Here is a 23,784-nt window from a genome sequence, read left to right on the forward strand (position 1 = left end):
ATGAAAGCAGTAAACGGTCAGGAAATTATCCAATTGTTTGAATCATGGTCGCCTAAAAAGCTAGCCTGTATGGAAAATGACCCAATTGGTCTTGCGATTGGCACATTAAATAAACCTGTCAGTAAAGTATTAGTCACATTAGATGTTAATGAGGCAGTAGCAGACGAGGCTATTGCGCAAGGGTGCGAACTAATAATAGCGCATCATCCACCGATTTTCAGACGACTTTCGAATATTCGTACTGACAATCCTGCCGGGCGTTTATATGAAAAGCTTATCAAAAATGATATTGCGGTGTATGCAGCGCATACGAATCTAGATGTGGCTGAAGGCGGTGTCAACGATTTACTAGCAGATGCTCTACAGCTGGAAAATCGCTCTATTTTAGAAGAAACATATGCGGAAAACTTGTTGAAGCTAGCAGTTTTTATTCCGACTGCAGATGCAAATGATTTACGTGAGGCGTTAGCAAAGGCAGGTGCAGGTCGCATTGGAGATTATGAAGTATGTAGCTATACGACAATGGGAGAAGGGCGGTTCCGTGCACTAGAAGGTGCAAACCCACATGTGGGTTCTATTGGTGAATTACATGTTGAAGAAGAAGTGAAGGTAGAAGTTGTATTTCCTGAATCTATAAAAAATCGTGTATTAAAGGCAATGTTAAACGCACATCCATATGAAGAGCCTGCTTATGATATTATTCGCTTAGACCAGCAAACGAATGTAATGGGCTTAGGTCGAGTGGGATATTTACCACAAGAAATGACACTTCATGATTTTACGCAATTTGTTAAGCAGCAGCTAGATGTGCCAGCTGTCCGAGTTGTTGGTGATTTACAATCGAAGGTGAAAAAAGTTGCGCTTGTCGGTGGCGATGGCAATAAATATATTTATTCTGCGAAGAGAGCTGGGGCAGATGTATTTTTAACAGGAGATATGTACTTCCATACTGCCCAGGACGCTCAAGCAATTGGCCTACAAATTGTAGATCCAGGTCATCATGTGGAGAAAGTAATGATCGCAGGAGTAGCTAAAAAGATGGCAGGAATGTGTGAGAATAAAAAATACTCTGTTGAATTTGTACAATCTACTATTCATACAGAACCGTTTTTATTCGTGTAAGAGAGGGGAATCGATTTGGCGAATGAAAGACCTGCTGGCAATAAAGCCGGCAAGTTATGGATGATGATTGGTTTACTAATTGCTGTGTTTGGGGTAGGCATGACATTAATGACAAATACGATGAATGCCAAAAAAATTGATGCTATGACAGAGCAATGTGAAAAAGATGGCGGAGAACCCATCGTCTCAAAAGAAAAGAGATTTTTATCAACAAACTATTCATTTAATTGTAACCCGTAATAAAAACAAGGCTGAATTATAGAATTAATTATAATTCAGTCTTTTTGAGTTGAATTTCGCTTTCGCACAAAAATGCCGTCGCTGTTTCTTTGTAAAATTATTAATTAGAGTAACATGCCAATAGGTACCTGCTAAATGGTTGATTGGAGTGGAGGCTTGGTGACTCCTTGGGGATTAGCGTCACAGATGAGACCCTGGAGCGAGCAACGCGAGTGAAGCGGCTCATCGGACGCCCCCAGGAAAGCGCCAAGCCGGAACGGAAAACAACCCCTCGTTTTGCAATAGAGCCATACTTAAAGACATCCTTAATTCATTGACATATTAGTTTTTAACATCATGAAGGCTGAATTATAGTAGTTAATATAATTCAGTCTTTTTGTGTATGCACGGATTAATTTCAGAGTGTTATGATAGTTGAGTATAAATTGCAATGAGAGGAGATTTTGTGGAATGTTTATTCGTTTATCAAAGGAACAACAGGAAACAATCATCGCTGATATTCAACGTTTTTTCTATAATAATCGTGATGAGGATATTACAGAATTTGAAGCAGAAAGAGTATTAGACTTTATAAAGGAAAATATAGCTCCACATATTTACAATGCAGCTATTTCAGATGCAAAATACGTTGTAGAAAGACAATACGCATCGATTGAGGATGAACTGGCAGCATTAGAAAGACCTATAAAAATAAAATAATTATTTTTGTCATATTTGTTTTGGATTTAAGATAAACTAATTCGAAGTAAATAATAAGATTCTAATTAATCGTCTAAACTTTGATTAAACGGTCTGTTTCTTGTACAACATGACTAGAGAGTCGAATTTCATTTGGTGAAAGTAAGATTTAAGCACACTTTGAGGGATAAAATAAGGAGGCAAAACATGTTGAAAATAGGGGTTATTTTAGGTAGTACGCGTGAAGGGCGTTTAAGTCCACAAGTTGGTGAATGGGTAAAGGAAGTAGCAGAAAAACGCGGCGATGCGGAATATGAGATTATAGATATAGCTGACTTTAAATTACCACTTCTAGGCGAGCCAGGTGGAGATACTTCAGGAGTGGCTACGTGGTCACAAAAAGTTGCTGCCTGTGATGGTTTTGTTTTTATCGTTGCAGAATATAACCATTCCATTACGGGTGCACTAAAAAATGCATTAGACTATTTACGTAACGAATGGAATAATAAAGCGGCAGGTATTGTTTCTTATGGTTCTGTTGGAGGTGCAAGAGCAGCTGAACATTTACGTGGTATTCTTGGTGAATTATTAGTAGCAGATGTTAGAGTACATCCCGCTTTATCCTTATTTACTGACTTCGAAAACGGTACGGTCTTTAAACCGAAGGATGTGCAAGCGGATTCAGTAAATCAAATGTTAGATCAACTTATCCCTTGGGCAACAGCATTAAAAACAATTCGATAAATCTTAAGCAGTGTGCACAGAAAAAAGAGCATACTGCTTTTTTAATATGACTCGTTTTGGTTGTTGTTTTTCCAAAATTAAAAGCGTATTCGAGAAATTTCGAATACGCTGGTTTTCGAGTGGTAAATACATAATCTATCTTTTTAATGTTTCTATTTTTTGAAAAATATCTTTGTAAAGGATATCTATCTCTTTTTCATCTTTTAAAAAGAAATACCAAGCATCTTCTCTATTTACAGCGTTATCAGATAAATAAATTGTCGTATGAGAACCGTTATTTAATGCTTCCTGATGAGCTGTTTCATAGGTAAGACCGTCATTTGTAAATGGTAAATGACGTTTTGTTGAATCAAAAAAAATAATAGGTATTTTCGAATTTTTATAAACTTTAACAAACCTATCATCTGATGCTTCTTCAAACAGCACTGGTGTTATCATAACAGCATCAAAATTTGTTGAAATGTGCATTGTATCTTCACTAAATTCATCTAATGAAATTGGTTCGAAATGAATTTTTTCGTTTTTTAGTTCAGGAATATCACCAACTACCGCAATTTTTAAAGGTGCTCCATCATATTTAACTTCATCATTTGAACACGCAGCTAATAATAACAAACTTACTATGAATAAAATTTTTTTCAAATTTATTATTCCCCTTTTTCTCGTAATCCTGTCCTTTTATTAACCTAAGTTTACTTATGATTCTTTCATTATATACGTGTACAATCAGTTTTCTTAATGATCTCGTTGCGCTTTCTCCGGTTCAGATAGAAAAAGTCACTTAGAGTCTCTGCACTAATCTCAAATAGGTGGAATTTTTAGAATTATTTAAATACATAATGGGAACTTTTTAACGGGGGATTCGTATCCATTAGTGTAAGTAAATTGGCGATTAAATAAGAAGGATTGGGGAGTAAAGTGTGACACAAAAACAAACTAAGAATGAATTTTGGGCATGGTTTAAAGCAATTGGACTAGCAGTCATTTTTACAATGGGTGTACGTTATTTTATTTTATCCCCTGTAGTTGTAAAAGGTGCTTCAATGGAGCCGACTTTTGAAACTGGAGATAAAGTTATTGTTAATAAAGTGGGACCGCGAATTTCCAATTATAATCGTTTCGATGTAATTGTCTTTGAAACGAAAGCAGCAGAGCATTATATTAAAAGAATCATCGGCATACCAGGAGATCATATAGCCTACAAAGATGACGTTTTATACATAAACGGGAAGGCTTTTGATGAGCCCTATTTAACAGAATATAAAGAAGGATTACTTGATAAAGGTGATTTTACATATGATTTCACCTTAGAGGAACAACTAGGAGAAATGACTGTACCAGAGGGTCATTATTTCGTACTTGGGGATAATCGCCGGCAAAGCATAGATAGTCGGAGTTCGAATATCGGATTCGTGTCAAAGGATAAAATTTTAGGAACAGCAGGCTTTGTATTGTGGCCATTTGAAAGGCTTGGTAGTAAACATTAGTTGAAGGGAGAGGAAATGCTTATGAAAATTATTACTGTCCATCATTATGATGCGTTTAGTACGATACCTAATAAGGGAAATCCAGCAGGTGTTGTGGTAGAGGGAGATCAGTATAGTGAAATAGAAATGTAGGCTATTGCTAAGCAAGTAGGTTTTAATGAAACAGCCTTTGCGCTAAAATCGGAAAAAGCAGATTTGCGTATTCGCTATTTCACGCCAGGGCATGAAGTAAATTTATGCGGACATGCTACGATGGCAACGCTATATGCACTAAAAACAAAAGGTTTACTAGAAGATAAGTCAAAACTTACTATTGAGACAAAAGCAGGCGTTCTCCCTGTTGAAATAAAAGAACAAAAAGAAGGATAAATTTACATTACCATGCAATATGCAACACCTCAGTTTGTAGCCTTCAATGGTTCAAGATCGAAGCTTGCCCAATCTATTGGACTAACAGAAGAAGCGATACATCCTGAATTACCGATAGTTTATGGAAGTACAGGAATTTGGACACTGCTTATTCCTATTAAAAATTTAACAGACTTTGATAAAATGATGCCGCAAACTGCAGATTTTCCAACTATCCTAGAAGAAATGCCAAAAGCATCCTTGCATCCTTTTTGCTTAGAGGCATTTGATAAGAATGCTGATATGCATGCAAGGCATTTCTCATCTCCATACTCTGGAACAATTGAAGATATTGCTACAGGTACTGCCTCTGGTGTTATGGGCGCGTATTTTGCAGAGTATATTCAACGACAAGCACAATTACCGAAAACGCTAATCGTCGAACAAGGTCAGGAACTTGGCAAGGATGGACGTGTCCACGTACATGTGAAAAGCGAAAAAGGGAAACTGAATATTTCAATTACAGGAACTGCTGTGCATGTAAAGGAACTAAAGATACGAATATAATAAGAAGGGCCGCTTAAAGTACGTTCATCACTTTAGAAGCGGCCATTTTTTTCTGGAATGTCGTCCATTCCATTAATGTTTTATCTCTTCAATGACTTTTTCTTTCAAATCTGCATCCATAGAGGAAAGCTTAACGTTATTAGTGAGACGTTCTTTTAACTCTCTATCTGTCATAATACCGCGTTCTTCTAGGATTTGTACCAGTAGATTTAATGTCATCAAATTTTTAATTTCAGCTGCTTTTGTATCCATGATAAATGCCTCCAAAGTATAGTATTTCTACCTCTTTAGTGTACTCCTTTTTTAGAAGGACGGCGTAAAATGGTAAAACAAAGCGAATTTATTTCGTGTCCCGGAATATATTGAATGATTCTAGCAATAGTGGAATACATGTCATAGCTAGAAATTAGCGTCAAATAGTTGTATATGTAATAAAGCTAATTTATTATCTCTATATCAAAAAACTCCTAATAATAGGAGTTTTTCTATTTAAACCGGTATGTATTTATGTCAATAAGAAGCTTACTCTGTTTTCCGCTGCCAGAGCTGTCCACTTCGCCGCTAAAACAGCTATTTCCGCCGCAAAAGCCATCCACTTCGCCGCTAAAACAGCTATTTCCGCCGCAAAAGCCGTTCACATCGCCACCATAACTGCTATTTCCGCTGCTAAAGCTGTTCACTTCACCTAATTATTTATAGAGAATAATGCCTGATACAAAGTTGCTAGCAAAGCAACAAAGAGCGTGTCGTCAGAGTTAAAAAGTTTAAACGATACACCAGTACGCACAAGTTCAGTTTCGATATTACTCGCGCTAGCTATTTTTTCATCATTACAATATAAATAGGCGGTTGAAGTGAAATCCTTTTCAAAGCGAAAAGCGAGTCCATCCATTCTAAAAGAGTACGAGGATTCAAGTAATTGAACCGTCTTCCGTTGGATTGGTAAAATGGATCCATCCGGCATTATAAGCTGATGGCTAACACCCTTTGTCAATAATGTAGATTGCACTTGAAAAAGTGGTGCGCCTAAAGTAGTGCGTGTTTCATAACGATGTGGTAAAGACTGCTGTGCAGCTACTAGCATGACAGCATTCATTACTTTTCCAACGGATGAACGCTCTACTTTTTGTAGCATACAAACCGTCTCATTTTGTTCATTTACAATAGGGATATTTGAAAAGCTTTCGAAAGCTTTTGGGTAGGTAAGGGTAAATGTAGTCATAAAAAAGCCTCCAATCTACTTACTATACGAGGAGGTTGTACTAGAAGTTTCAGCTTGTAACAAAAATTTTTAAAAAATTGCGGAGCAGCAAGAGTAAATATCTAGGTAAGCAACAAATAGTGGTACATTCGAGGTAAAAGAAGATGAAGTTAATCAATGAAAAAGGCTGTCCGATCATGTGAAATTGTTTATGTTCGGACAGCCTTCATTTTTATTGTTGGGTTGTGACTTCTCCTGCAAGAGCACGTTTTTCCTGCTCTGGATCGAATTCTTTTTCCATTTTTGATACGACAACTGCTGCTACACCATTACCGATTAAGTTTGTAACGGCGCGAGCCTCTGACATAAAGCGATCGACCCCGATTAACAGAGCAATCCCTTCTACCGGAATCATAGGGAATGCTGCTAATGTTGCTGCTAGCGTAATAAAGCCAGAGCCTGTTACACCTGCTGCACCTTTAGATGTTAGCATTAAAATAGCAAGCAACGTAATTTGATGCCAAATATCTAAATCAACACCATAAGCTTGTGCGATAAAAATTGCCGCCATAGATAAGTAAATAGACGTACCATCTAAGTTAAAAGAATACCCCGTTGGAACAACAAGACCAACGACTTGTTTAGAGCAACCGTAGTTTTCTAATTTGCGCATCATCGAAGGAAGTGCAGATTCTGATGATGATGTCCCAATAACGATAAAAATTTCATCTTTAATATATTTAATAAATTTAAAAATACTGAACCCGAAGTAACGTGTAATCAGACCAATGATCACTACGATAAAAATAAACATTGTAATATACACGGATAGCATTAAAAATCCTAAGTTTCCAAGTGATTTAAGACCGAAATTTCCGATTGTGTAACTCATGGCACCAAATGCACCAATCGGGGAAACCTTCATGACCATATTAACAATTTTAAAGAAAATATCTGCTACTTGTTCGAAAAATTTAATAACAGGTTTTGATTGTTCACCAATAGCTGCAGCAGCTAAGCCGAATAAAACTGCTGAGAATAGTACAGGTAATAACTCTCCATTTGCAAGGGCTCCAACAACATTATCAGGAATAATTTGCATAATAAATGCGCCAAAGCCATGCTCAGTAGCGGCTGCTGCCTCTGTATATTGGGAAACATCTGCACCGTCCGCGGTTGCTGTATTAAAGTTTTTACCAGGTTGTACAATATTGACAACGATTAAGCCAATTGCTAGAGCGAAAGTAGAGACAATCTCAAAATAAATTAATGCCTTCCCGCCAATTTTACCAACTTTTTTTACATCACCCATACTACCAATTCCAATAACAACTGTTAAGAAAATGATAGGGGCTATTAACATCTTAATTAATTTAATAAAAATATCTGCTAATATTTTTAACTTCGCTCCGAACTCTGGGAACGTAGCACCGACAATGATACCTAGCACAATAGCAATCAGTACTTGCACAGTTAAGTTTTTAAAATTTATACGCATAAAGTTCTCCCCTTACACTGTTTATGAATATTATGTGAACGCTTTCATGTGGTTTATCATAGCTGAAATTTTCCGACAATGGTTTTTATGACCGTAAAGTTTCTATTGTTCATTTTGTTCATTTTTGGGTTGAAGGGCGATAAAGTTAGTAATAGCAATGGTTTGAAGCTGTTTTATAGTAGTTTTATATTTTGGGAATCTATTATAATACAAAAGAAAAAAATCCCCACTGTAGTGAGGATTTTATCATTAATGAACAAAAGTATGGCCACCCGCTACTGGGCAGAGAAGAACTACTTTAAGGGGAAACAATTTTTTCAATTTCCGATAAGACATCGTTATTTTGTACATTGTTTCTATAAAAATCATAGACAGATGCTAGTTTTTCTTTCAAACGTTGGCGTTCCTTATCACTCATCGTATACACCTCAAAGTTATCTTGCTGCTCAAGTTTCTGCAAATCTTCCTTGTTCATGTCAATCGCTTGTTTAAATTGCCAGTCTGTCGTTTCTTTCATAGCTTCCATAATTTGCTTTTGAATTTTTGTAGGCAAAGATTGCCAGAAATTTTCGTTCATTAAAACAGCGTATCCTAAAATGCCATGCTTAGTTAAGGTCATATGCTTCTGTACTTTATAAAAACCTTTAGAATAAATATTGGACGCTGTATTTTCCTGCGCATCTATGGCATTCGATTCTAAATCAGTAAAAACCTCGCTAAAGGAAATTGGGATTGAAGTAGCCCCAACAGCCTCGAATTGCTTTTCAAGGGTTTTACTTGGCATTGTACGGACACGTAAGCCTGTTAAGTCTTCAAATGTGTGAATAGGGTGATCGATAGTGGTTATATGTTTAAAGCCATTATGCCAAAAGCCTAGACCTTTTATATGAAAAGGTTTAAGCTCATTTAACAATTGTTCCCCAATCGAACCTGTAAGTACCTCATGCACTTCGTCATCCGAATTAAAAAGGTAAGGTAAATCAAGAACCTGCCAATTTGGTAAATTGGATGTCATCTTTGAAAAAGTAGGGATAATCATTTCTACATTGCCATTTTGTAAGGCTTGAAATTCATTTTCATCATTAAACAAAGAGGAGTTGGGGTAGACGTGTACCTTTACCTTCCCATTTGTTTTTTCCTCGACAAGCTCGGCGAATTTACTAGCCGCTTGTCCTTTTGGTGTATTCTCAGCTACAACATGACTTAAATGAATCGTAATTTGGGTATCCAAGCCTTTTTGCTCATCGTCATAGGGAAGTGGCTTGGCAAATAGTAAATCTTGTTGAATACCTATTGCTATTGTTAATAATAATACGCTTATTATTGTTCCAATTATAAATTTTTTCATCTATTACACCTAATTTATTCGTATTTTCTGATGTTTTTGTTATTCTAACATATGGAGTAAGCTAAAATATAGTAAGAGGGAGGCGTACATCTTGAAATTTCAAAAATTATCGATGAAGAGTAAAATTATGTCTCTGACTTTTTTTATTCTCATGCTCTCCTTTAGTATAGGTGGTACATTTTTGCTAGGCTTTGTTATGAATGAACAAAAGGATAAGCTTGGAAATCAAGCATTACTTGTGGCAAAAACAGTATCACAGCTTCCTGAGCTGAAAACTAACATTACAAACAATAATTTTAATGAGGCGACGAAACATATTAATCCTGTAGTGGAAGAAATACGTGATATAAATGGCGCACAGTATATTGTTGTACTTGATATGCAAAGACGTAAATACTCACATCCAAATTCGGGGGAAATCGGAAATGTCTCGGAGTCAGGGGATTTAAACGCAGCGTTTTCTGAGCATTATTATACATCCATTGCACATGGTGAACATGGAGATATGGTACGAGCATTTGTCCCAATCATGAGTAAAGAAGGTAGACAAATAGGAGTCGTAGTTGTAGGCTACAGTGTTTTAACAGTTGTAGAGTTACTACAATCTATTCAAACTGAATTAATGATGACTATTTTGTTGTCTCTTTTCTTTAGTGCATGGGGGGCTCGTACATTAGGGCTTCATATGAAAAAGCAAATGTTTGGGCTTGAGCCACACGAAATTGCTAAAATGTATGTGGAACGGACAGAAACCTTTAACGCGATGCATGAAGGGATTATTGCCATTGATAATGATTTGACAATCACGATATTTAATGAAAAAGCGAGTGAAATTTTAGGTGTTCACAAAGAACCGTCAACATTAATAGGGAAGAAAATTTTTAACGTCTTACCGGATACACGATTGCCAGAAATTTTGGAGCTAGATCAACCCATTTTTAATCGTGAGCTCTATATTAATGATCACAGTATTATGAGTAATCGTATTCCTATACAAGTTAATGGAAAAACGGTCGGCGCTGTGGCCATGTTTAAGGATCGTACTGAAGTGAAGAAGCTTGCAGAGGAATTAACGGGTGTTAAGGCGTTTGTACAAGCATTACGTGTACAAACACATGAGCATAAAAATAAATTACATACAATAGCTGGTCTTTTGCAGCTGGGACACCATGAACAAGCACTTTCTTATTTAACGCAAGTAAAAGAAGAACACGATGAAATTACAAACTTTTTAAATGAACGCATTAAAAATGAAAATATTTCAGGGCTCTTACTTAGTAAAATTTCCTACGCAAAAGAACAGGGAATTCAACTGGAGATTGACAGAGAAAGCCGTTTGACAACATTTCCTAACAATTTAGATCAACATGATTTCGTTATTTTATTTGGTAACTTAATTGAAAATGCTATTGATGCATTAAGGGATGTACAAATTGAAGAAAAAATAATCCATGTTTCAGTTGATGAGGATGAGGATGTACTGGCAATCTTAGTAACGGATAATGGCAGAGGGATGACGAATGAAGTCAAGGCGCATATTTTTGATAATGGCTATTCAACAAAAGAGAAAAAAGGTCGAGGCATTGGACTTTTCTTAATAAAAGAAATTGTACAGAAAGGAAAAGGGGAAATAGAAGTCATAAGTGAACCGAATAAAGGAACGAGTTTTTTAATAACTTTTTATCATACTTAAATAGTGGAAGTAGAAGCGAGCAATTCTAAGGGAACAGCGAAGCTCTCTTAGATAGCTTCCTTCAGTGAATATGGAGGACTGACAGTGACACAAACTAAGGTTTTATTAATAGAGGATGATCCAATGGTGCGGGAGGTTAATCGCCAATTTATTGAAAAGATAGCTGGATTTAAAGTAATTGGACAAGCCTCAAATGGAGTTGAAGGGATTGCTCAAATTCAAAAACTTCAACCAGGATTAGTATTTATGGATATTTTCATGCCAGAGCAGGATGGAGTGACAAGCTTGCGGAAAATTCGTGAGCTCAAGTTACCAGTAGACGTAATTACAGTAACCGCTGCTAATGATATGGAAACTGTAAAACAGGTCCTGCATCTTGGCGTCTTTGATTATATTATGAAACCTTTTTCATTTGAACGAGTACAAGGTACGCTTGAAAATTATTTGCGCTTCAAAAAGCAAATGCAAACGGAGCGTGAGTTAACACAAGGAGAGCTTGATCAGTTATTCCATTATCATGGTGGACAAAACGAGGTTCAGCAATCGAATGTTTTACGGTCAGAGAAAAGTTTACCGAAAGGTTTTAATCGTGCAACACTGGAGAAAGTTGTACACTATTTGCAGTCTGTGGAAGGAGCGTCGGCAGAAGAAGTAGCCAGTGGTGTAGGGATTGCGCGTGTCACAGCAAGACGATATTTAGATTATTTAGAGAAACAAGAGGAAATTACGATGGATGTGCATTATGGTGGCATTGGTCGCCCGGTCAATTATTATTTTGTAAATAAAGAAAAATCCTGATTGTCTATTTTTACAATCAGGATTTTTTTGTTAGTAAGGCATAATTTTGTCAACAGGCTTAGGCGTTTTAATTTTAGGTAAAATTTTATCTAAAGTAACTGTACGATTAATGATATGTGTTGATTCATCATTTTCATCGAACTGCTCAAGGAATGAAATAACCTCTTTTACGATTGGTGTAGGCGTTGAGGCACCGGCTGTTACAGCGACGGAATGAATGCCTCTTAACCATTCAATATTTAGCTCAGAAACGTCTGCAATTCGATAAGAAGGTGTTCCTGCAATTTCAACAGACACCTGCGTTAAACGGTTCGAGTTATTAGATTTTGGGTCACCAACAACAATAAGTAAATCTGCTTCCCCAGCTTGCTGAGCTACTGCCTCTTGGCGTACCTGGGTTGCCAAGCAAATCTCCTTATGCACCTCAATATGTGGGAATTTCTCTTTTAAACTATCCATTAAGTGAGAGACATCCCATTGGCTCATCGTCGTTTGATTCGTTACTAATAATTTATCATTCGTTAAATTTAATGCATCAATATCAGTGGATGATTGCACTAAATGAACATGATCTGGTGCAACGCCAATTGCTCCCTCTGGTTCAGGGTGGCCTTTTTTACCGATATAGATAATATCATAGCCATTTGCTGATTTTTCACGAATTAGATCGTGGGTAACTGTTACGTCAGGACATGTAGCATCAATGGATACTAAGCCTTTTCGCTTCGCAATTTCACGAATTTCAGGTGAAACACCATGCGCTGTGAAAATAACAGTGCCAGTTTCAACTTGTTCAATAATTTCTAAACGATTTTCGCCATCTAATGTGATGATGCCATCTGCTTCAAAGGCATCCGTGACATGTTTATTATGCACAATCATACCTAAAATGTAGATAGGTCTTGGTAATGTTTTATCGAGTGCGGCGTTTCGAGCGATGACCATCGCATCAACAACACCATAGCAATAGCCACGTGGATTAATTTTTAATACTTGCATGGTTGTGACTCCTTTCAAGCTTACCTATCTACATTATAACGGACAGGGACAGCGAATACAAAGAAACCTTCATCTACATAGGCGGCTGGAAAATACGGGGCTTAGATGGAAGTGGGTCAGCAGGAGTAAATGATCCATTTTGTCGAGACGTTTTTCGTCTTTTAGTAGAACCTGCTCCTTCACTAGCCGCTGCTTCAGCTGCTACTGCTCCAGCCCCTGCGGCAGCTCCTGCAGCAGGAAGACCTTGAAAGCCTTTATACAATTTTAAAAGTGACGGAATATTTTTTACCATAGGCATTGCTTGCTGAATGTAAGGCGTATATGTTTTCGCTGAGTTAAATAAGTTATTCGCCTGCTGTAAAAAAGAACCGATTTTTGAAGGTTCCTGCATGGATGGCATTGGCATTTGTCCTCCAAATGATCCTATTCCACTGGACATTGGAAAGCCACCTGGCATTCGTGGATTTGGGAAGCCTCCAGGCTGGAAAAAGGACTGCGGCGACATTTGTGGAGGTGTTGGCATTGGCATTTGCATGGGCATTTGCATGGGCATTCTCATGCCACCAGGATACATCGGGAACTGTGGTCTAAATACCATAACAATCTCCTTTCGATAGTGATTTAACTTCTTTCAGTAGAAGTCTCCCACCTTTATAGGTGGTAGATGAATGTGGATTTTAAGCTACTATTCAGCGTGTGTCCAAACACCCGCTGAAAGAAGTTAAAGCCTCCGGCGGATGTCACGGAATCGGGACGGAGTGCTTTGTGCTAGCACAAAGCCGATTCCGGACGCAATTATGCCGAGGCATAATTGATCATTGATGACATACCTGATTATAAATATGATATGCAGAAGGGGAAGTTAGCGTTCTGCACCCACAATTAAATAACAAGGGCATTGTCAATGCATCTCGCAATATCCTGTAAGGTTTAGTTGTTTCATATGTAGTGAATTAGTGGTAAAAAATTCTTGAAAACTACACATTTTTTCACTCTTTCGCTCGATTGTAAGCGTATAATGTTGAGTTGATAAGTCATTTTTTTCGAAAAGGATGATTTTTGAAGATAGTTAAGAGCTATGGTGATGATCCTTTACTAGACTTAAATTGCAGAGGTTAAAATTAGGAGGTATTCTGTGACAATTAAAGTTAGAAGCATAGTATCATTTGGTCTTATCGTATTATTAGTTTTAATAATGGGGATTTTTCAACAACAAAATGCCAAATCTCAACTAGAGCAAGTACAATTGATAAAAGAAAAAACACTACAAACGACGTTACTTGCAGATGAGATGAAATTAGCAGTAGTACAGGTTCAACAGTATTTGACTGATATTAGTGCCACAAGAGCACTCAATCGTTTAGATGATGGATTTGAGCAAGCAGAAAAATATAGCGAAATTTTTTATCGGGATTTGGAGCAAGTGAAAAAAATGCATCCGGAAGACCAGAAAAGATTAGATACCATTAAAGTAGCATTTGATGAGTATTATAGTACTGGTCAGAAAATGGCTCGTGGCTATATTCAAGGCGGGCCTGAGCTAGGGAATAAAATGATGCTTGAATTTGATACGACATCAGTGGAAATTAATGACAAAGTAGATTTGTTTCAACAAGAAAACATGACAGAAACACAAAATTCTTTAGCAAATGTTGAAAAGCTTATTGATCATAATAAGCAATGGTTCTTATGGATGTTCTGTATCATGTTACTAATTTGTATAGTAGTTGGGGTTGTATTCGTACGTTCCATCGTTGTTCCTGTCAATAAGTTAACTTCTGCAGCAAAGGTAATTGCTAAAGGAGATTTATGTCAAAAGGATATTGAAGTTAGAACGAAGGATGAAATTAAAGATTTGGCAGAGTCTTTTAATTTGATGAAGTCTAATTTACATTCATTAATACATAGCATGACGGCAAATGTTGAGCATACAACATCAGCAGCTGAAGAATTAGCAGCAAGTACAGATGAAATTTCAAAATCCTCCCATGATATTGCAAATCTTGTAGAAAAAATGGCAATTAGTGATAACCAAGCAGCTGTTACTGGACGTGAAAGCTCGATAGCAATGGATGAAACTGCACAAGGTGTTCAGCGGATTGCGGAGGCTACGCAAATGCTTCATTCTAAAGCAGTAGACACACAATCTATTGCAAATGATGGTGAAAAAACGTTGCATATCGCAGAAAACCAAATGTCGATTATCCAACAATCTTCAAATACAACAAATGAGCGTATTAAGAAGTTAAGCACGCAATCAGCTGAAATCGTTAATATTACAAAAGTTATTACGGAGATTACTGAGCAAACAAATCTTCTAGCCCTAAATGCTGCGATTGAGGCGGCTCGTGCTGGAGAGCATGGTAAAGGTTTCGCGGTTGTGGCAGATGAAGTACGCAAATTAGCAGAGGAATCCAAAGCTTCTGCCAATCAAATAGTGGATGTAATAGCACTAATACAGCAAGAAACGAAGGAAGTAGAAAAGGCTGTAAATGTCACAGTATTGAATGTTGATGAGGGTGTCACATTTATTCAGAATGCTCAAAATGCCTTCGATGGTATTTTAACAGCGATTGTTGATATGACATCTCAGATTGAGGATGTGTCTGCTTCAACACAACAAATTTCCGCAAGTACTGAAGAAATGGCAGCATCGGTCAATGAAATGTCCTCTTCTTCTAATTATGCTGCACAGCAATCTGAAACAATAGCCTCAACAATAGAAGAGCAAGCTGCGACCCTTCAAGAAATTAATGCTGTTGCAAGGGCATTAAGTGAAGAAGCGGTGTCTGTGAAGGAAGAAATCAATAAATTTAAAGTTTAAGGCTCATTTTTTTGATGAAATATTTAAAATCGTTGGCTATAGAGTAAACAAAAAAGCGAGGTAATCTCCAATTGAATTTACAATTTGGGATTACCTCGCTCTATTTTTCTATAAATTTATTTATGGGAAATATCTTTTAGTTTAGAAGGCGGGGCACAGACGTTAGAGGAACAACTCTTCTGTAATGAGCATGATGCGCACTTGCCCTTTTTCTGTTTCTTAATGCTTTTATATAAAGTAATACCAGCATAGCCAAATATAATGCAACCGATTAAGATATTAATCAATAAAGTCATTCTCTACACCTCACATGAATAAGTTCCCGATGCCATAAATCATAAGGGCAATAATATAAGCGACAACAAAGGGATAGAGTGTTGCAAATAAAGTCCATTTCACAGACTGTGTTTCCCTTTTTATTGCGCCTACTGTTGCTAAACAAGGCATATAAAGTAAAACAAAGGCCAAGAATGTATAGGCGCTTAAAGCAGTAAAATGAGTTGTCATCGTAGAAGATAAGACACCCTCACTTACGCCATAGATAATCGCCATAGTCGAAACAATTACTTCTTTTGCTAGGAATCCTGAGATAAGAGATGCCCCAGCTTGCCATGTTCCAAAGCCAAGTGGGATAAACAACAAGCCAAAAGCGCCCCCAATAATTGCTAAGAAACTTTCATCCATATTAACATTAGCGCCTTGTGGTCCGAAATAAGAAAGGAGCCAAATGATAACGGAACCAGCAAAGATAATAGTACCAGCTTTGCGGAAAAATCCTTTCCCTTTTTCCCAAGTAGAACGCCAAAGTGTTTTAAGCTGTGGTATATGATAGGCAGGTAATTCAACAATAAAAACTGAAGTTTCATTTTTCAAAATTGTCATTGATAGTAATTTTGTCACAATAAGCGCTATCACTATTCCCATGATATATAGAGAGAATACCACTAAAGATTGATGTGCAGTAAAGAATGCTGCACCAAATAAAGCATATACAGGTAACCTTGCTGAACAGCTCATAAACGGAGCTACAAGTATCGTTAATAGTCGTTCTTTTGGTTGTTCAATAGTTCTTGCAGCCATTACACCAGGAACATTACAGCCAAAGCTTACAATCATCGGAATAAAAGCCTTACCGTTTAAGCCGAAAAATTCCATAATGCGATCCATAACAACGGCAATTCTCGCCATATAACCTGAATCCTCTAATAGTGAAATAAAGAAAAATAGTACAAAGATTTGTGGAATGAAAACTAAGACGCCACCAACCCCTGCAATAATCCCATCACAAATTAAATTAATAATAAAAGGGGCAGCACCAATAGCTTCTAAGCCTTTAGTAACGGCATCTGTAAGAGGTCCTCCTACAATGCCGTCCAAATAATCAGAAAGCGGTGTGCCGATCCATGCAAACGTTGCTTGAAACATTAAAAACATAAGCGCTAAGAAAATCGGAATACCTAAAATCGGATGTGTTAGAACTTTATCAACTTTCTCTGACCATTGTGTTTCACTTTTCTCTTGTCTAATTACTTCGCTGTAAATGTTAGAAATATATAAATCACGTTTTTTAGCAATTGCATTATTTAAAGGTTCACCAATTTGTTTCTCTAAAGTATCCCTCATTGCAACAAGCTGTTCAAAGTATTCTTTTTCCTTGAAATAAGCGTCAACAGCCTCATTGCCCATTAAAAATTGAATGGTACACCATCTTCTTTGATCCTCAGGAATATGCTGTAACAATGTTTCAATTTTTGCGATACCTTCTTCAATTAGGTCATCGTAGGTTAATATAAAATGTTGTTGACTACGATTGGGGGATTGAATCGCGGCATAAATACCGTCGACACCTTTCCCAGTACGAGCACTTATTGGAATAACAGGTACGCCCAATAAATGCTGTAATTTCTCGACATCAATTGAAATGCCTTTCTTTTTTGCAACGTCTATCATATTTAAACAAACGTAAACAGGTTTTTTTAATTCAAGTATATCTATCGTTAATTGCATATTTCGTTCGAAATTAGAAGCATCGATAATATTTAAAATTCCATCTACCTGATCTTCAAGTAAAAATGAAGTCACAACACTTTCGTCTCTTGAAATGGGATTAAGTGTATATACACCAGGTAAATCAATAATTTCCTTTTGTAGTTTTTTTACTTGTCCTACTTTTTTTTCAACGGTAACACCACTCCAATTGCCAACGTATTCATATGAATTTGTCAACGTATTGAACAATGATGTTTTACCGATATTGGGGTTTCCTATTAAAGCTAATCTACTCATACTTGTTCGACCTTTATATCCATTAAATCTTTTTTTCTAAGTCCGATTTTCTGTCCTTGACATTCCAATATACAAGCGCCAGAAAACCATCCTTTTTGGACCATACAAACTTGACAGCCTTCCTTTATACCAAAAGCATTTAATCGCTTACATAAAAGAGTGTCAATTTGCTGTAGATCTTTCACTTTAACTTGTTCACCCAATTGAACCGCATGAAGGTTCATGAGATCTACCTACTTTCTTGTGAGTGATAATCATTATCAAATAAATAGTATCATTTTTTATCCAGTCTATCAATAAGAAGTTAACCGTTTAAAGTAATGTTGGAATAGCAAAGATCAAACCTTATTCATGACAACGAAGCATTCTCTACCCAACACGGACATGCGTTTGGATTTACATTGATTAAAAGGTTTGTATTGTATGTAAGTTGAAGATGAGAATGATGAGGAATCATAATTTAAAAAAACAGGTAGAGAAAAGCTTCTTAGTCTTTCTCTACCCGCTTCTATATACATTATGCTTGAGAATTTACAAGGATTTTAATATGGTTTCGCTCTTTCATTAATGCCTCGAATCCTTCAGTAACGACTTCATCAAGAGCGATTCGTTTCGTCACAAGTTTTTCAGCAGGGAAGTAGCCTTGTTTCATTAATTCCATTACCGCCGGGAAAATATCGCGATAAGCAATAATACCTTTTACAGAACGCTCTGTCAGTACGATATTGTTAGGCAGAATAGAAGCTTCAGTTTCCCAAATAGAAACGATAATTGTTTCACCTTCAAATGTTGTTGAATCAATAGCTTGTTGTAATACTACCGGAACACCAGTTACTTCAAATGCAACATCTACGCCACCATTTGTTAATTCATGTAGACGAGCTACTGCATCCTCATCTTTAGGATTAATAACTGCTGTAGCGCCTAGCTCTAATGCTTTAGCAGCACGTTCTGCCGAAAGCTCTACCGCATAAATTTCGGCTGCTCCAGCTGCACGCAATGCCTCAATAACAAGAAGACCGATTGGCCCAGTACCAAAGACAGCTGCTGTATCACCAGCCTTTAATTTACTTTGGCGAACTGCATGTAATGCTACTGCTGCAGGCTCAACAAGTGCACCTTGTTCATAGGAAAGACCTTCTGGCATTTTATGTACCATTTTTTCATCTACCATTGTATATTCAGAGAAACCTCCGCCACCGCCAGAAAGACCGTGGAAACCTAGATGCTTACAAATATTGTACTTTCCTTTTTTACAAGCGGCACATTCACCACATGCAAGAATAGGTTCTACAACGACAGGATCTCCAACTTGTACCTTTGTAACGCCTTCGCCAATTTCTACGACTTCACCAGAGAACTCATGGCCCATAACAATAGGCGCAATATCTTTACTTACATAGTGAGGTTGTTCCACTGGAATGAAGATTGGACCAGCTGCGTATTCATGTAGATCACTACCACAAATTCCTGTCCACTGTACTTTAATTTTTACTTTTCCAGGTGAGATTACTGGTTCCTCAATGTTTTCTACTCGGATGTCTTTTGCTTTATACCATCTTGCTGCTTTCATGATAAGTCAACCTCCTCTAGTATCTTACAGTTTAATCGTAACATATGGTAATTCTTCAAGACATTAGTTAACGGTAAATGACATAAAAAATACTAATTCTTAGCTTCTTTCAACTGCCTAAAGGTGCTTTCAGTAGGAGTCGCCACTCTCAGTGAAAAATCAACGGTTCTTCATTATTAGTATGCGTTCCAAACTGGACCAAAATAGTATTAAAGCTATGTTGAACATACTAAAAGTATTTAGACTTATTATAATAGTAGCTCACCTTAGAGAAAATCCTTTCGCAAAATGGAAATGTCGAGGTCTTACGATTTACTGCTTTATGTAAGTAGGAGTAACGTTTATCTTGGATGGAGCGCTTTTTTTATTGCATATTCACAGCATTTCGAGTAACTTTGATAAGGGCTTCGCTACAGCCATAATAAAAATATAAAATGATGTTCATGCTTGAGATAATAGGACGTTAATATACCTGGAGTTCGAATCATGATACAATGTGAAAGATGTTAGGAGGAACGAATTATGTCAAAATATACTGATTATAATTTTCAGCCATTTTTGCAGGACGCAATTGCAAGACTTGGCTTTACAGAACCAACGCCGATTCAAAAAGAAATCATTCCGCTACTTTTAAAAGGAAAGAGTGCCATCGGGCAAGCGCATACAGGGACGGGAAAAACACATAGTTTTTTAATTCCGATTGTGCAACGAATTAATGCTGATAAGCAAGAAGTACAAGCTGTTATTACATCACCTACACGTGAGCTTGCACAACAAATTTTTGATGCGTTAAATCAATTAATAGAAGGAACAACTATTCAAGCAAAACTATTTATTGGAGGTACGGACAAACAACGCTCCATTGATAAGTTAAAAACACAACCACAAATTGTTGTCGGAACGCCAGGACGTATTCGTGATCTCGTTTCAGAGCAAGCGTTATTTGTGCATACGGCGCCAATTTTAGTAGTTGACGAGGCAGATTTAGCCTTCGATATGGGCTTTATAGAGGAAATTGATGGTTTTGCTTCCCAAATGCCAGAAAACCTTGAAATGTTTGTATTCTCAGCAACAATTCCAGAAAAGCTTCAGCCTTTCTTAAAAAAATATATGGAAGCACCTGTTCATATCCATATGAACGATAAACGCCCGGTCGCAGAAGGAATTGACTTTGTGCTTGTACCAGTGCGATCTAAATCACGTAACAAACGTTTGTTGGAAGTCATTGAAGGAATCAATCCATTTTTAGCGGTAATTTTTACGAACACACGTAAAACAGCTGAGCATGTTGCAGGTTACTTAAATGAAAATGGGGTTCGCTGTGGTCAAATACATGGTGACTTAAGTCCACGTGATCGTAAGAAGATGATGAAGCAAATTCGAGATTTAGATTATCAATATATTGTTGCAACAGATCTTGCAGCACGTGGTATTGATATTCAAGGAATTTCACATGTCATTAACTACGAAATTCCAGAGGACTTAGAATTCTTTATTCACCGTGTGGGACGTACAGCGCGTGCAGGGAATAAAGGAACGGCTATTACATTGTTTGAGCCATCAGATGAGGATGCAGTAGTACGCGTTGAGAAGATGGGCATTCCTTTTGTTCAAAAAGACGTAAAAGATGGAGAATGGTCGGAACTAAAAGAACGTCATGCACGTAAAAATCGTGTGAAGCATGAAAATGAAATCGATGCGAAAGCAAAAGCATTAGTACGTAAGCCGAAAAAAGTAAAACCAGGCTACAAGCGTAATATGAAATGGGAAATGGAAAAAATTAAAAAACGTGAACGTCGCTTAAAAGCTCGCGGTAAAAAATAAGGAGGCATTTAAATGCTACTTGGATCACATGTTTCAATGAGCGGAAAAGAAATGCTGCTTGGATCAAGTAAAGAGGCCCTTTCGTATGGGGCTAATACCTTTATGATTTATACAGGAGCACCTCAAAACACTCGTCGTAAGGCAATTGCTGACCTTAATATTATGAATGGTTTATTACACATGAAAGAGCATGGGATGACAAATATTGTTGTCCATGCTCCATACATTATTAATATTGCGAACACAGAAAAACCTGAAACTTTCCGTCTAGGTGTTGATTTTTTACAAAGTGAAATCGAACGAACAGCAGCATTGGAAGCAACACAAATTGTTTTGCATCCAGGTGCCCATGTAGGTGCGGGAGCAGACGCAGGTATTGCCAAGATTATTGAAGGTTTAAACGAAGTGTTGTCACAGGATTATCCTGTACAAATCGCATTAGAGACAATGGCAGGGAAAGGAACTGAATGCGGTCGTTCCTTTGAAGAGCTTGCTAAAATTATAGATGGTGTAACACATAATGAGCGTCTTTCAGTATGCTTTGATACATGTCATACTCATGACGCTGGTTATAATATTGTAGAAGACTTTGACGGCGTCTTAAATGAGTTTGATAAATTAATAGGTGTTGATCGTATCAAAGTCCTTCATATCAATGATTCAAAAAATGTTCGTGGTGCAGGAAAAGACCGTCACGAAAATATTGGCTTCGGTCATATTGGCTTTGATGCATTAAAATATGTTGTCCATCATCCACAGTTAATGGAAATTCCTAAAATCCTCGAAACACCATTTGTCGCTTTAAATAGTGATGCCAAATCAAAATCGGCTCCTTATAAACATGAAATTGAAATGCTTCGTAATGGAGAGTTTCAACCAGCGTTAATCGATGCGCTAAGAGGATAGAATAAAAACAGCCCGAAAATCAGTGCATATGCAACTGATTTTCGGGCTTCTTTTATATTTAGTCAGCAAATGTAGATGTAGCGTTTGCTATAAGTACGACGAGGCGCATTATTTTGTAAACAATGCAATGAGTTGTCTAGAACGTTTTCTACCTAAAACGGCTTCAACCTCTACAAGTATATCTTTTGGTATACCTAAAAAGAGCCATGAAAATGAGAATTGCTCCAAATAAGGCCGGAGTTTTTTTACTTCAGAAGTAGAAATTTCAAATCCCTCAGAACGAGCAATTGCAACAATTTCCTTATCACTACTTTGTGTTAATTGCTGTAAAAATTGAATGCTCAAAGCTAATCCTCCTTTTGAAGTGGTTTAGTTTTTAAAACAAAATCATTCTTGTGAACGTCGTGACAGCTATGAAATCCTTCACAATAAAATTTTTTTTCCTAACAATACGCATTACAATCTTATTTTCTGGCCATCACCAAAAGTTGTAGATTACATTTGTTAAAACGTATGCCATTGATTGGAGTGGAGGCTGGGCGACTCCTTGGGGATTAGCGATATGGGAACGAAGGCTAAGAACATCACATCCTGTGATAACGCCTTCGTGACCAACCTCGTGTTGGCCCGAGACCCTGCAGCGCAGCGGATGTTTTCTGTGCGAAAGCGTAGTGTTAACGTAGCGGCAGCAACAAAAGCGGCTCATCGGACGCCCCCAGGAAGCTTTGCTCTGTGCGAAAGCGTAGCGGCAGCAACAAAGCGCCCAGCCGGAACGGAAATCAATCACACGTTTTGGGGATGATTTTATTTTCTTTACAAAATCTGTACTTTCCTTTATACTTACAACTTGTTAAATCGTAATGATTTTGAATTAGAAAGAAGAGAATAAACATGAAAAAGTCATTAATTGACATTGAAAACGTGTCATTTCAATACGACTATACTCAAGTATTAAAAAATATCTCTTTCCGCGTTGAAGAGGGAGATTTTTTAGCACTTCTTGGTCCGAACGGTTCGGGGAAATCTACATTATTAAAAATTATTTTAGGATTACTAAAACCAATGTCTGGAGAAATTAAACTATTTGGTGAATCTAGTACGACTTTTAAGCATCGTGAATGGATTGGGTATGTGTCACAAAAATCGAATGCCTTCAATTCAGGGTTTCCAGCAACAGTCCAAGAAGTCGTGAAAAGTGGATTATCCAAAAAATTAGGGCTATTTAAAAGACCTGGACGAGATGCAAAAGAAAAAGTGTTAGAAGCATTGAAAGCTGTTGGCATGGAAGCGTTTATGAATCGTAATATCGGTGAGTTATCTGGTGGGCAACAACAGCGTGTCTTTATTGCAAGAGCATTAGTTAGTGAACCGAGGCTACTAATATTAGATGAGCCAACTGTCGGCATTGATCATGAGAATGTGCAGTCATTTTATGATATGCTGGCGAAATTGAATCGGGAACAGGGAATTACAATGATTCTTGTTACACACGATGTAGATACTGTGTCGAACCGTATCAGTCATGTGGCATGTTTAAATCAAACGATACACTTCCACGGTTACAAAAATGAATTTGATACAATTTCTCATGATGCGCTTGATGCTTGGTATGGCCATTCTGTGAGAAAGATTCACTAGAAGGAGAAGG

General features: G+C 37.2%; 25 protein-coding genes and 1 pseudogene. 14 read left to right on the forward strand and 12 right to left on the reverse strand.

Going from position 1 to position 23,784, the window contains the following annotated elements:
* From MOK21_RS08525 to MOK21_RS08540, 4 genes are all read left to right on the forward strand, one after another.
* The gene (locus tag MOK21_RS08525; RefSeq protein WP_249073521.1) at nt 1-1,122 is read left to right on the forward strand and encodes a Nif3-like dinuclear metal center hexameric protein; all 1,122 of its coding nucleotides are present in this window, start codon (nt 1-3) and stop codon (nt 1,120-1,122) included.
* Between the two features lie 15 nt (nt 1,123-1,137).
* Nucleotides 1,138-1,362 (forward strand): hypothetical protein, encoded by a 225-nt coding sequence (locus MOK21_RS08530; RefSeq protein WP_249073522.1) that lies wholly within the window; start codon nt 1,138-1,140, stop codon nt 1,360-1,362.
* A 450-nt stretch (nt 1,363-1,812) separates the two neighbouring features.
* Nucleotides 1,813-2,061, forward strand: a complete 249-nt coding sequence (locus MOK21_RS08535; protein ID WP_249073523.1) for a DUF2164 domain-containing protein — start codon at nt 1,813-1,815, stop codon at nt 2,059-2,061.
* Between the two features lie 186 nt (nt 2,062-2,247).
* Nucleotides 2,248-2,784: an NADPH-dependent FMN reductase gene (locus tag MOK21_RS08540; RefSeq protein WP_249073524.1), complete on the forward strand. Its 537-nt coding sequence runs from the start codon at nt 2,248-2,250 to the stop codon at nt 2,782-2,784.
* A 135-nt stretch (nt 2,785-2,919) separates the two neighbouring features.
* On the opposite strand, the gene MOK21_RS08545 is transcribed toward MOK21_RS08540, so the two are convergent.
* Nucleotides 2,920-3,426 carry an amino acid oxidase gene (locus MOK21_RS08545; RefSeq protein ID WP_249073525.1) on the reverse strand — a complete coding sequence of 169 codons (507 nt, stop codon included), beginning with the start codon at nt 3,424-3,426 and terminating at the stop codon, nt 2,920-2,922.
* A gap of 278 nt (nt 3,427-3,704) precedes the next feature.
* Between MOK21_RS08545 and lepB the strand changes: the two genes are divergently transcribed.
* The 3 genes and pseudogenes from lepB (at nt 3,705) to MOK21_RS08560 (ending at nt 5,186) form a co-directional block, all read left to right on the forward strand.
* Nucleotides 3,705-4,271, forward strand: coding sequence for a signal peptidase I (gene lepB / locus MOK21_RS08550; RefSeq protein WP_249073526.1), 567 nt, complete (start codon nt 3,705-3,707; stop codon nt 4,269-4,271).
* A gap of 21 nt (nt 4,272-4,292) precedes the next feature.
* Nucleotides 4,293-4,403, forward strand: coding sequence for a PhzF family phenazine biosynthesis protein (locus MOK21_RS23980; protein ID WP_249073527.1), 111 nt, complete (start codon nt 4,293-4,295; stop codon nt 4,401-4,403).
* Between the two features lie 3 nt (nt 4,404-4,406).
* Nucleotides 4,407-5,186: pseudogene (locus MOK21_RS08560) on the forward strand (PhzF family phenazine biosynthesis isomerase).
* Between the two features lie 72 nt (nt 5,187-5,258).
* On the opposite strand, the gene MOK21_RS08565 reads toward MOK21_RS08560, so the two are convergent.
* The 4 genes from MOK21_RS08565 to MOK21_RS08580 all read right to left on the reverse strand — a co-directional run bounded on the left by MOK21_RS08565 (nt 5,259) and on the right by MOK21_RS08580 (nt 9,233).
* Nucleotides 5,259-5,438 (reverse strand): hypothetical protein, encoded by a 180-nt coding sequence (locus tag MOK21_RS08565; RefSeq protein ID WP_249073528.1) that lies wholly within the window; start codon nt 5,436-5,438, stop codon nt 5,259-5,261.
* A gap of 433 nt (nt 5,439-5,871) precedes the next feature.
* Complete coding sequence (locus MOK21_RS08570) at nt 5,872-6,408, reverse strand: tubby C-terminal domain-like protein (RefSeq protein ID WP_249073529.1); 537 nt, start codon at nt 6,406-6,408, stop codon at nt 5,872-5,874.
* Nucleotides 6,409-6,619: 211 nt separating this feature from the next.
* The gene (locus MOK21_RS08575; RefSeq protein ID WP_249073530.1) at nt 6,620-7,885 is read right to left on the reverse strand and encodes a dicarboxylate/amino acid:cation symporter; all 1,266 of its coding nucleotides are present in this window, start codon (nt 7,883-7,885) and stop codon (nt 6,620-6,622) included.
* A gap of 298 nt (nt 7,886-8,183) precedes the next feature.
* Nucleotides 8,184-9,233, reverse strand: a complete 1,050-nt coding sequence (locus MOK21_RS08580; RefSeq protein ID WP_249073531.1) for a TRAP transporter substrate-binding protein — start codon at nt 9,231-9,233, stop codon at nt 8,184-8,186.
* 112 nt (nt 9,234-9,345) lie between these two features.
* On the opposite strand from MOK21_RS08580, the gene MOK21_RS08585 reads away from it, so the two are divergent.
* Entirely contained in the window at nt 9,346-10,926 is a 1,581-nt protein-coding gene (locus MOK21_RS08585) for an ATP-binding protein (protein ID WP_481817350.1), read from the forward strand.
* Between the two features lie 84 nt (nt 10,927-11,010).
* Complete coding sequence (locus MOK21_RS08590) at nt 11,011-11,724, forward strand: response regulator (protein WP_308221897.1); 714 nt, start codon at nt 11,011-11,013, stop codon at nt 11,722-11,724.
* Between the two features lie 30 nt (nt 11,725-11,754).
* Here MOK21_RS08590 and MOK21_RS08595 read toward each other — a convergent pair whose 3' ends face one another.
* Together MOK21_RS08595 and MOK21_RS08600 are read right to left on the reverse strand one after the other, a co-directional pair.
* Nucleotides 11,755-12,723, reverse strand: coding sequence for a 4-hydroxy-3-methylbut-2-enyl diphosphate reductase (locus tag MOK21_RS08595; protein ID WP_249073532.1), 969 nt, complete (start codon nt 12,721-12,723; stop codon nt 11,755-11,757).
* A 73-nt stretch (nt 12,724-12,796) separates the two neighbouring features.
* A complete protein-coding gene (locus MOK21_RS08600) occupies nt 12,797-13,321 on the reverse strand; it encodes a YqfQ family protein (protein ID WP_249073533.1) in 525 nt (174 codons plus the stop codon).
* Nucleotides 13,322-13,858: 537 nt separating this feature from the next.
* Here MOK21_RS08600 and MOK21_RS08605 point away from each other — a divergent pair.
* The gene (locus MOK21_RS08605; protein WP_249073534.1) at nt 13,859-15,547 is read left to right on the forward strand and encodes a methyl-accepting chemotaxis protein; all 1,689 of its coding nucleotides are present in this window, start codon (nt 13,859-13,861) and stop codon (nt 15,545-15,547) included.
* A gap of 116 nt (nt 15,548-15,663) precedes the next feature.
* Here MOK21_RS08605 and MOK21_RS08610 read toward each other — a convergent pair whose 3' ends face one another.
* The 4 genes from MOK21_RS08610 to MOK21_RS08625 form a co-directional block, all read right to left on the reverse strand.
* Nucleotides 15,664-15,843 (reverse strand): FeoB-associated Cys-rich membrane protein, encoded by a 180-nt coding sequence (locus MOK21_RS08610; protein ID WP_249073535.1) that lies wholly within the window; start codon nt 15,841-15,843, stop codon nt 15,664-15,666.
* A gap of 10 nt (nt 15,844-15,853) precedes the next feature.
* On the reverse strand, nt 15,854-17,833 hold the full coding sequence (feoB, locus tag MOK21_RS08615; protein WP_249073536.1) for a ferrous iron transport protein B: 1,980 nt from the start codon (nt 17,831-17,833) through the stop codon (nt 15,854-15,856).
* Nucleotides 17,830-18,057, reverse strand: a complete 228-nt coding sequence (locus tag MOK21_RS08620; protein WP_249073537.1) for a FeoA family protein — start codon at nt 18,055-18,057, stop codon at nt 17,830-17,832. The genes feoB and MOK21_RS08620 overlap by 4 nt, the downstream gene beginning before the upstream one ends.
* Before the next feature lie 293 nt (nt 18,058-18,350).
* Nucleotides 18,351-19,406, reverse strand: a complete 1,056-nt coding sequence (locus MOK21_RS08625; protein ID WP_249073538.1) for a 2,3-butanediol dehydrogenase — start codon at nt 19,404-19,406, stop codon at nt 18,351-18,353.
* Nucleotides 19,407-19,928: 522 nt separating this feature from the next.
* Between MOK21_RS08625 and MOK21_RS08630 the strand changes: the two genes are divergently transcribed.
* Both MOK21_RS08630 and MOK21_RS08635 read left to right on the forward strand, forming a co-directional pair.
* Nucleotides 19,929-21,230, forward strand: a complete 1,302-nt coding sequence (locus MOK21_RS08630; protein WP_249073539.1) for a DEAD/DEAH box helicase — start codon at nt 19,929-19,931, stop codon at nt 21,228-21,230.
* Between the two features lie 12 nt (nt 21,231-21,242).
* On the forward strand, nt 21,243-22,136 hold the full coding sequence (locus MOK21_RS08635) for a deoxyribonuclease IV (protein WP_249073540.1): 894 nt from the start codon (nt 21,243-21,245) through the stop codon (nt 22,134-22,136).
* 108 nt (nt 22,137-22,244) lie between these two features.
* Here MOK21_RS08635 and MOK21_RS08640 read toward each other — a convergent pair whose 3' ends face one another.
* A complete protein-coding gene (locus tag MOK21_RS08640) occupies nt 22,245-22,481 on the reverse strand; it encodes an endonuclease IV (protein WP_249073541.1) in 237 nt (78 codons plus the stop codon).
* 313 nt (nt 22,482-22,794) lie between these two features.
* Between MOK21_RS08640 and MOK21_RS08645 the strand changes: the two genes are divergently transcribed.
* On the forward strand, nt 22,795-22,938 hold the full coding sequence (locus MOK21_RS08645) for a hypothetical protein (RefSeq protein WP_249073542.1): 144 nt from the start codon (nt 22,795-22,797) through the stop codon (nt 22,936-22,938).
* Between the two features lie 89 nt (nt 22,939-23,027).
* Nucleotides 23,028-23,774: a metal ABC transporter ATP-binding protein gene (locus MOK21_RS08650; protein ID WP_249073543.1), complete on the forward strand. Its 747-nt coding sequence runs from the start codon at nt 23,028-23,030 to the stop codon at nt 23,772-23,774.
* Nucleotides 23,775-23,784 lie beyond the last annotated feature (10 nt).

Origin of the sequence: Lysinibacillus sp. BPa_S21 (assembly GCF_023337795.1) — a bacterium.
In the GTDB taxonomy this organism is placed as follows: domain Bacteria; phylum Bacillota; class Bacilli; order Bacillales_A; family Planococcaceae; genus Lysinibacillus.